The following is a 9,708-nucleotide window of genomic DNA, read 5'->3' on the forward strand; positions in this document are numbered from 1 at the left end:
CGATTTATCAGAGCGGAACGTCGAAAAACCGTCTTTTGGAAGCAAAACGCAGGAGGGCACCCAGGGCGAACGGCCTGCGCCCTTGTGAGACACATCACGTTACTTTGCGGCCAAGTTGGAATGGAGCCAGCCCTTCCGCCTCCGCATACCCTTTGCACAACTCTCTCCAATTCAAGTTCTCAGTTTCGACTGGCCAGCTGGACCTTTGCAGTGCAATTCTGGATTCATGATTGAGGTAATTGAATGTGCCCCCACACCATTGATCGTGAGCATTGATGCGCTCACTGATCCTGCTTCCCACCTTGAAGGAGGTCAGGCCCTTGTGATTGCTGCGTCCATCACGGATGCCAACACCGCTGACTTGCTGGCTTCAAAGCTCACCAGCACGTTGGAACGTGAGCGGGCGGACCGGTTCCGGCTGGAGCAGAACCGCCTGGAGCATCTTCTCGGCCGGTCCATCCTGCGCCGCGTGCTAGGCGATATGCTGAAATTGCCCCCCGGCGCCGTGCCGATCGAAACAAACGCACAAGGCAAGCCCTACATTGATGGCCAGGCGTGCCAATTCAACCTGACCCATTCCAATGGCTGGGTAGCAGCCGCCTTTTGCATGGGGCGGCGGATCGGTGTCGACATCGAGGCAACAGGGCGTATCGATGCAAGCGAAGCGGCAAACCTGTCGCGGCTGACCCTGTCGCAAGCCGAGCAGCGCCTGCTTCTGTCCGCGCCCGCCGATGTCCGGGTGGATCTGTTCCTGCGCCTGTGGCGCATGAAGGAGGCGGTGCTCAAGGCAGAGGGCTGTGGGCTGATCGACGATCTTCCCGGCCTCGATCTGGCCCACCTGATGCTCCGGCCTCAAGGCGAGGTTCGGTTCGGTGACGCAAGCTGGTCTGTCAGCGAAGAGCGCCCCGAGAACTTGCCACCTTTAGCGATTGCAATCGAGACGTCTCAAGACACCTGAAACAAATCTGCCGCGCCAACCATCTCCGAAAAACGCGGAGACGGTCGGCACGGCAGCTCATTTCCAGCCCTTTTGGCCAGCGGTCCTTAGAAGTGGACCGACTGGGTATCGAGCGGTTTCTGCAGCGGCGGCGCGAACTTGGTCAGGTCGATGCCTTCAACCGCGGTCTTGTATTCCTCGACCGTCGGCGTTCTGCCGAGGATTGCGGAGAGAACCACGACAGGCGTCGACGCCAGCAGGGACTCGCCCTTCTTGTCGTCGCTGTCCTCAACCACGCGGCCCTTGAACAGGCGGGTCGACGTCGCCAGCACCGTATCGCCCTTGGCTGCCTTTTCCTGGTTGCCCATGCAAAGGTTACAGCCGGGCCGCTCGAGATAGAGAATGTTCTCGTATTCTGTGCGGGCCGTGCTTTTCGGCGCGGTATCGTCGAACTCGAAGCCGGAATACTTCTGCAGGACCGACCAGTCGCCCTCTTCCTTCAACTCGTCGATGATGTTGTAGGTCGGAGCAGCGACAACGAGCGGTGCCTTGAACTCGACATTGCCATTTTCTTTTTCAAGATTGCGCAGCATCTGCGCCACGATCTTCACATCGCCCTTGTGAACCATGCAGGAGCCGACAAAGCCCAGATCGACCTTCTTTTCCGCATTGTAATAGGAGATCGGCCGGATCGTGTCGTGGGTGTAACGCTTGGAAACGTCGGCATTGTTGACGTCCGGGTCGGCGATCATCGGCTCGTTGATCTCGTCGAGATCGACAACGACTTCCGCGAAGTATTTCGCGTTGGCATCCGGGGTAAGTGCCGGCTTTTCCCCCGACTTGATTTCGGCGATGCGCTTGTCGGCAATGTCGACCAGGCCCTGGAGCATCTTGTTGTCGTTGTCCATGCCCTTGTCGATCATCACCTGGATGCGATGCTTCGCGATTTCCAGCGATTCAATCAGCGTCTCATCGTTGGAAATGCAGATGGAGGCCTTGGCCTTCATCTCGGCTGTCCAGTCGGTGAAGGTGAAGGCCTGGTCAGCCAGCAGCGTGCCGATATGAACCTCGATGATGCGGCCCTGGAAGACGTTGTCGCCGTGCTGCTTCAGCATCTGCGCCTGGGTGGCATGAACCACATCGCGGAAATCCATGTGGTCGGCCATGGAGCCCTTGAAGGTCACTTTGACCGATTCCGGGATCGGCATGCTGGCTTCGCCGGTGGCCAGCGCCAGGGCAACGGTGCCGGAGTCCGCGCCAAAGGCAACGCCCTTCGACATGCGCGTGTGGCTGTCGCCGCCGATAATGATCGCCCAGTCATCCACTGTGATGTCGTTCAGCACCTTGTGGATCACGTCCGTCATGGAGTGATAGACGCCCTTCGGGTCGCGCGCCGTGATCAGGCCGAACTTGTGCATGAAGGCCATCAGCTTGGGCGTGTTGGCCTGTGCTTTCAGGTCCCAGACCGATGCCGTGTGGCAGCCGGACTGATAGGCACCGTCCACGGTCGGCGACAGCACGGTCGCAGCCATGGCTTCCAGCTCCTGGGAGGTCATCAGGCCGGTCGTGTCCTGCGACCCGACGATGTTGACCTTCACCCGCACGTCGGAGCCGGCATGCAGGACCTTGCCCGGAGTGGAGCCGACGGCATTCTTGTTGAAGATCTTCTCAACCGCGGTCAGGCCCTGGCCTTCGTGGGAGATTTCCTTCGACGGGGCAAAGGCGGATTTCAGTTCCACACCGAGAATGTCGCAGGCAACGCTCTGCAGCTTCTTGCCGAAGACGATGGCATAGGAGCCGCCGGCCTTGATGAACTCGAGTTTCTGCGGCGAGAAGGACGAGGACACGTCGACCAGTTCCTCGTCGCCTTCCCCGTTATAGAGCTTCTTTTTCTGGGTGTTGATGGTCAGCACCGTGCCGGTTTCAACGGAGTATTTCTGCTCCAGAACCGGATTGCCGTCATTGTTCAGGATCGGGTTGCCGTCTTCATCCAGCTTCTTGACCCAGTTCTTCAGGTCGATGCCGACGCCGCCGGTCACGCCGACGGTGGTCAGGAAGATCGGGGAGATGCCGTTGGTGCCTGCAACGATCGGCGCATAGTTGACGAAGGGAACATAGGGGCTCGCCTGCTTGCCGGTCCACAGCGCAACGTTGTTGACGCCGGACATGCGCGAGGAGCCGACACCCATGGTGCCTTTCTCGGCAATCAGCATCACCTGCTTGTCCGGATGCTGCAGTTTCAGAGCCTGGATTTCCTGCTGCGCGCGCTCGGAGATCATGCACTTGCCATGCAGTTCACGGTCGGCGCGGGAGTGAGCCTGGTTGCCGGGCGACAGAAGGTCGGTGGAGATATCGCCTTCAGCGGCGATATAAGTGACAACCTTGATCTCCTCATCGATCTCCGGAAGCTTGGTAAAGAATTCGGCCTTGGAGTAGCTCTGCAGGATATCTGCGGCAATGGCGTTGCCGGCGGCATAAGCCTCTTTCAGGCGATCGGTATCGGCTTCGTAGAGGAAGACCTGGGTCTTCAGGACGTCCGCCGCGCTCCTTGCGATCTGCTCGTCATTGCCGAGGGCCAGGTCGAGCAGGACCTCGATCGACGGACCGCCCTTCATGTGGGACAGCAGTTCGAAAGCGAAGGCCGGGAGAATTTCCGGCACGTCAGCCTCACCAAGGATGATCTCTTTCAGGAACCGGGCCTTCGCGCCGGCGGCGCTGGTTGTGCCCGGCAGCGTGTTGTAGATGAAGAACTTCAGGGACGCTTCGCGGTGCTCGTTGGCCGGGTCCTTGATCTGTGCGACGATTTCGTCGACAAGCGCACCATCGTCAATCGGCTTGGGATTCAGACCCTGCGTTTTGCGTGTCTCGATCTCTTTCAGATAATCGGCATAAAGGCTCATGATACCCCCGGCGCTTTGGAGTTGATGATCGCTATGACGCCGGGTCGCGTTCTGTTCTGGCGTGCCGGGTCAAGCTTGCTGGGTGCCCTAATAGTTCAGTATACACTGGTATGCAATCTTTTTCCGAACTGACGATCACCACTCCTGGTGATTGTTGCAAGCCGATGGATGCCGGCCGGCACACTGCGCGTGATCGTTCCGCGGGGCGCAGCGCTGCTGTTGTGTTCTGTTCAAGGATAATCTAGATCCAAGGCAATCTGAAGACGCGGTCCATTGAGGTAGCTCTTGATCGATTTCCTGGATGCCGCCGAGGCATTGGCGCATGAGCTCGACCTGCTGGAAGAGGTCAGCCAAAATCCGGCCAAGCGCCATCTCTGGTTCTGGGAAAGCCCGACATGTCTGGTGTCGCCGAAAAACCTGAGCAACAAACCTCTTTTCGAGAAAGCTTCGCAAATCCTTGAAGCCGAAGGCTGGCCCGTGCACCTGCGCAGCACCGGCGGAGACGTGACACCTCAGGGCACCGGCATCCTGAACGTCACCCATGTTTACGCCACTCAGTCCGGCATCCAGGTCGATATCCGTCGGGAATATGACCGGCTCTGCACTGCGATCGAACAGGCGCTTGGGCCGGGCGCCAGCCGGGGCTGGCAACCGGGCGCCTTCTGCGACGGAGAGTTCAACGTCCAGTTCAATGGCCGCAAATTCGCAGGTACGGCCATGCGCATCCGGCGCGGCAAGGCCGACCGAAGCCGCAGCGCCGTGCTGGCCCATGCCATCATGCTGATAGAACCCGTGTCCCTCGACGCGATTGACGCCATCAACCGGTTCCTCGATCAACTTGGAGAGGTCCGGCGGATCGACCCGGCCGCACATGCCAGCCTGCCGGAAGGCGACAGCAAGGAAGACTTTGTCAAAAGACTGACCGACGCTTTTGCCATGTAATCCGCCTCTTCGGATCAGACAGCAGGCATCGCTTAGCTCTCTGTCGGCACCTATCTGAGCACCTGCCGCCTGTTGACAGCCTGGCTCCGGCACTGCCGCGGGCCGGACTGCAGTCAGTCCTCCGTTTGAAACTATGTCACGGTCTGCCGCCAATCCCTGACTGACCGACCTATCCCGCCGTCTTGGCAGAAGGTCTGATTGCCAGCTTGCGTGCCAGAAGGTAAATTGGTAAAAAATATATACCAAAGCAACCCGACACGCTTGACCCCCTGCCGTTTGCCGAGACGCGACGGATCAGAAGCCGGAGGCACAGCATGCAAGCCCAGGCCAATACACAGACTGACGATCAGCTCGTTGCCGCACTCAAGGACATTGTCGGAAACCGGCATGTGATCACCAATCCGAGGTCGATGGAGCGGTTCTGCAAGGGTTTCCGCTCCGGCGAAGGCAAGGCGCTCGCCGTCGTGCAGCCCGGAACCTTGCTGGAGCAGTGGAACGTTCTGAAGGCCTGTGTCGCCGCAGACAAGATCGTGATCATGCAGGCCGCCAACACGGGCTTGACCGAAGGGTCGACACCCAACGGCCAGTATGACCGGGACGCGATTGTCCTGAGCACCAAACGCATGGACAAGATCCAGCTGCTGAACGAAGGCCGGCAGATCGTCTCCTTTCCCGGCGCCACCCTGTTCAGCCTGGAAAAACTGATGGCACCGCTGGACCGGGAACCGCATTCGGTCATCGGCTCCTCCTGCATCGGCGCTTCGATCATCGGCGGTGTCTGCAACAATTCCGGCGGTTCCCTTGTCGAGCGCGGTCCGTCATACACAGAACTCTCGCTTTATGCGCAGGTCCGCGAAGACGGCACACTTGAACTGGTCAATCATCTGGGCATTGCGCTGGGGGACGACCCGGAGACCATCCTGACGCGGCTCGAGACTGGCGACTACACCGACCAGGACATTGAAGAAACCAATCTCAAGGCCTCGGACACCGACTATCACCAGCGGGTCCGGGACATCGACTCGCCGAGCCCCGCGCGGTTCAATGCGGACAAGCGGCGGCTGCACGAAGCCTCCGGCTGCGCCGGAAAGCTGGCGGTATTCGCAGCCCGGCTCGACACCTACCCCAAGCCGGAAACCGAAAAGGTCTTCTATATCGGCACCAATGACACCCAGGTGCTGACAAGACTGCGCCGCCACGTTCTCGCGGAGTTCGAACACCTGCCGGTCTCGGGCGAATACATGCATGCCGAGATCTACGACATATCCAAAAAATACGGCAAGGACACGCTCGTCCTGATCGACAAGATGGGAACGGACAAGCTGCCGGCCATCTTTGCCATGAAAGGCTGGGTGGATGCGCGGCTTTCGAAGATCCCGTTGCTGCCCTCCAACCTGACCGATCGCTTCATGCAGGTGCTGAGCTGGATGTGGCCGAATGTATTGCCGAAACGAATGGAAGAGTACCGGGCAAACTACGAGCACCACCTGATCCTGAAGATGCGGGACGGCGGTGTTGCCGAGGCGGAGGCTTTTCTGGCGGACTTCTTTTCAGGCGAGGACGGTGCCTGGTTCACCTGCACGCCCCGGGAGGGCAAGATTGCCGGACTGCATCGCTTCGCCGCCGCCGGTGCGGCCGTCCGTTACCAGGCCGTGCATGCCGGTGACGTCGAGGACATCCTGGCGCTCGACATTGCACTGCGCCGGGACGACCGGGACTGGTTCGAAACGCTGCCGGCGGAGATCGAGGACAACCTGCTGCACAAGCTTTATTACGGCCACTTCTTCTGCCACGTGTTGCATCAGGACTATATCGTGAAGAAAGGCCGGGACCCGAAGGCGCTCAAGCAGAAGATGCTGGCGCTGCTGGATCAACGCGGTGCGGAATATCCGGCCGAACACAATGTCGGCCATCTCTACGCGGCCAAGCCGGATCTCGCCGAATTCTACAAGAAATGTGATCCCACCAACACGCTCAACCCGGGCATCGGCAAGATGTCACGCCGGAAGTGTTATCACTGACCGGCCGGGGCGCTGTCACGGCACCGGAAATGCCGTGACAGGCTCTTTGACGCTTAGGCCGGGGCCTTGGTCTTGCGCAGGTAAGGCAGGACGGCGTCGAACTCGCCGAATTTTGCCTTGGCATCTTCGTCGCTGACGGCCGGCGGGATGATGACATCCTCACCCACCTGCCAGTTGGCCGGCGTGGCCACACCCTTTGCGGAGGTCTGCAGGGCGTCCAGCGCGCGCAGCACTTCGGCAAAGTTCCGGCCAACGGTCATCGGGTAGGTCATGGACAGTTTCAGCTGCTTGTCCGGACCGATGATGAAAACGGAGCGAACGGTAGCGCTGTCGGCCGGCGTGCGTCCGTCCGGCAGATAGGCTTCGGCAGGCAGCATGTCGAATGCCTTGGAGACCGCCAGGCCTTCGTCGGCAATGATCGGGAAACCGGCGGCAGCCCCACCGACCTTTTCAATGTCACCTTTCCATTTCCGATGGTCTTCCGCGCTGTCGACAGAAACGCCGATCACCTTGGTGCCGCGCTTTTCCCACTCGGCAGCCAGCTGTGCAACGGCGCCGAATTCCGTGGTGCAGACCGGAGTGAAATCCTTCGGGTGGCTGAACAGGATCGCCCAGCTGTCACCGATCCAGTCGTGAAACGTGATCTGCCCCTGATCGGTCTCTGCGGTGAAGTTCGGGACGGTGTCGTTGATACGAAGTGACATGCGTTCTGTCCTTTTCAGACGTTGATGTTTGCTCGCAGGCAAGCGGAAGAGCCTGCGACCAGGCGCGAACCTGCCGGCGTCGGCTCAGGCGGTTGACCTGCTGCAGCGCCGCCCGTCAGGCCATGCCTGACCGTTGTAGAGGCAGCAGCGGTCCGGTCCGAGCAGATATTTCGTCGCGACCATTCGTGCGGCCCGATAGATGACCATCAATTGCTGATAGTCAAATTGAAATTTTGCAACATTCGGCGATGACGGCCGGCCCACGTGCCAACAGGCCGGAGCAGGGATCTCATAAAGCCTCAGGCGTCAGCCTCGGCCGGGCGCGCCACTTTGCTGATCCTGCCTTCTTCCATCCAGACAACCTTGTCGGCAACATCGAAATAGCGATCGTCATGGGTGATCGCAATGACCGTACGGCCGTCCTTCTTCAGCTTCGTGAGAAACTCCGTGTAGTACCAGCGGCGATATTCCGGATCCTGGTCGGCAGCCCATTCGTCGAACACATAGACATCCCGGTCCTCCAGCAGGGCAACCACCATCGCAAGGCGCTTGCGTTGGCCCGTGGACAGGTTGGTCGTGCTGAAGCGGTTGTTGCGATAGTGGACCTTTTCATCCAGCTTCATGTCTTCCAGCAGATCGTAGAGTTTCTGCTCATCGGACAGGTCGACGCCGTAAAGCCTGTCAAACAGGTGAAAATCGGAAAAGATGACGGCAAACAGGCTGCGATACAGGTCGATATTGGCAGCCTTCACGGTTTTTCCGTCCCAGGAGATATGCCCGCCATTGGCGTCGTAGAGCCCGGTCAGGATCTTGGCCAGGGTCGACTTGCCGCTGCCATTGCCGCCGACAATAAAGACCATTTCACCCGCTTCGATCTCCAGATCGCAGGGACCGATGGAGAACGGCCTGTCTCCGTTTTCGCTGTGATAGGTATAGGCGATCTTCTTGAGCGCCAGCGACTTTGTCAGCCTCGCCTGCTTGACCGGACGCCCCTCCTCCGCGCGTTCCGCGTGACCGGCCAGCAACGTCTCCAGGTCTTCAATGTTGGACACTGCAAGATTGGCGCGGGAGACGACAGGCAGCATGCGAATGATCGACGTGATCGCGCCGCTGGCAAAAACGATGACGGTGACGATCTTGCCCGGAACAGAGAGGTCGGACACGTAGAAGGGAATGGCGAAAACCAGCGTGCCCATCAGCGTGTAGAAAAAGACATCGCTGACCGACTGCCCGTAAATGAAGGAGCGGCCGGACTCCACCCGCAGCTCCTCGACCTTCTCGGAGCGCGGCACCACGTAGTTGTGAAACAGGTCATCGCTGCGCTGCCCGTTCAGCTTCACTTCCTTGAAGCCGCCCAGGATATTCTCGAAACTGTTCTGGAATGCCTGCTCGCTCAGACTGGCCTGGCGCATCAGCTCCTCGGCGTCCTGGTAGCTCTTGCGGTAGAAGAAGACAGCGCCCGCCAGGAAGGCCAGAGTGACGGCAAAAGCCAGCGGGGAGAGATAACAGATGTAAAGCGCTGACATCACCAGCTGCATGACGAAGTAGATCAGTCCGACCAGCGCCGGCGCCGTCTCTTCGATGGTCTGGTGATCGCGCCCCACAACGGACCGGATCCGGTTGACACCGATCTCCTCCACCGCGGCCAGATTGAGACTGCGGACCTGATCGGTGACCTTGATGCGCAGCCGGCTCAGATAGTCGGCAATGATCGCCGTGGCCATGTTGAGCGCCCGGTTCATCGTGAACAGGACCGTGGCACAGCCGATCCCGAACAGGCCGAGATATTGCCACTGGACGCCGCCCGCACTTTGATAATTGGTCACCGCGTTGATCACCGCGATCACGAGGCCCATCACAAGACCCGGGATCAGGGAAAGCAACAGGAAGGTGCGTTTGCTGTCGCCTGCTTCGCGATACAAAAGACGAAAGAATTTCATCGGAAATCAGGCACTCCAGGTGGTTCGCCGCAGCGTGTCTTTCAGGTCAGTTGCCCGCCGCGTCCCGGAGGCTCTTCGGTCGGATATCTGGCCAGTTGGCATTGACATAGTCGAGACAGTCCTGCCGCTTGCCGGGACCGAAGACGGACCGCCAGCCTTCCGGTATCGCAACAAAATCCGGCCACAGGGAATGCTGTTCCTCGTCATTGACCAGCACGTGAAATGTGCCGTCGGGATCGTCGAACGGATTGGTCATCGCATGGT

The 9,708-nt window shown here is 59.6% G+C and carries 7 protein-coding genes; 3 read left to right on the forward strand and 4 right to left on the reverse strand.

Going from position 1 to position 9,708, the window contains the following annotated elements; all coding sequences use genetic code 11:
* The first annotated feature begins 322 nt into the window (after positions 1 to 322).
* Complete coding sequence (locus ACO6TG_RS08535) at positions 323 to 958, forward strand: 4'-phosphopantetheinyl transferase family protein (protein ID WP_422377781.1); 636 nt, start codon at positions 323 to 325, stop codon at positions 956 to 958.
* An 86-nt stretch (positions 959 to 1,044) separates the two neighbouring features.
* Here the strand turns inward: ACO6TG_RS08535 and ACO6TG_RS08540 are convergent, their stop codons facing one another.
* Positions 1,045 to 3,837 carry a bifunctional aconitate hydratase 2/2-methylisocitrate dehydratase gene (locus ACO6TG_RS08540; RefSeq protein ID WP_422377782.1) on the reverse strand — a complete coding sequence of 931 codons (2,793 nt, stop codon included), beginning with the start codon at positions 3,835 to 3,837 and terminating at the stop codon, positions 1,045 to 1,047.
* A 285-nt stretch (positions 3,838 to 4,122) separates the two neighbouring features.
* On the opposite strand from ACO6TG_RS08540, the gene ACO6TG_RS08545 reads away from it, so the two are divergent.
* Together ACO6TG_RS08545 and dld are read left to right on the forward strand one after the other, a co-directional pair.
* On the forward strand, positions 4,123 to 4,779 hold the full coding sequence (locus ACO6TG_RS08545; RefSeq protein ID WP_422377783.1) for a lipoyl protein ligase domain-containing protein: 657 nt from the start codon (positions 4,123 to 4,125) through the stop codon (positions 4,777 to 4,779).
* Between the two features lie 314 nt (positions 4,780 to 5,093).
* The gene (gene dld / locus ACO6TG_RS08550) at positions 5,094 to 6,800 is read left to right on the forward strand and encodes a D-lactate dehydrogenase (protein ID WP_422377784.1); all 1,707 of its coding nucleotides are present in this window, start codon (positions 5,094 to 5,096) and stop codon (positions 6,798 to 6,800) included.
* Positions 6,801 to 6,853: 53 nt separating this feature from the next.
* Here dld and ACO6TG_RS08555 read toward each other — a convergent pair whose 3' ends face one another.
* The 3 genes from ACO6TG_RS08555 to ACO6TG_RS08565 all read right to left on the reverse strand — a co-directional run bounded on the left by ACO6TG_RS08555 (position 6,854) and on the right by ACO6TG_RS08565 (position 9,700).
* Positions 6,854 to 7,504, reverse strand: a complete 651-nt coding sequence (locus ACO6TG_RS08555) for a peroxiredoxin (protein WP_422377785.1) — start codon at positions 7,502 to 7,504, stop codon at positions 6,854 to 6,856.
* A 299-nt stretch (positions 7,505 to 7,803) separates the two neighbouring features.
* Entirely contained in the window at positions 7,804 to 9,444 is a 1,641-nt protein-coding gene (locus ACO6TG_RS08560) for a cyclic peptide export ABC transporter (protein ID WP_422377786.1), read from the reverse strand.
* A gap of 46 nt (positions 9,445 to 9,490) precedes the next feature.
* Complete coding sequence (locus ACO6TG_RS08565; protein ID WP_094072029.1) at positions 9,491 to 9,700, reverse strand: MbtH family protein; 210 nt, start codon at positions 9,698 to 9,700, stop codon at positions 9,491 to 9,493.
* Positions 9,701 to 9,708 lie beyond the last annotated feature (8 nt).

The organism is Roseibium sp. (genome assembly GCF_965233565.1).
In the GTDB taxonomy this organism is placed as follows: domain Bacteria; phylum Pseudomonadota; class Alphaproteobacteria; order Rhizobiales; family Stappiaceae; genus Roseibium.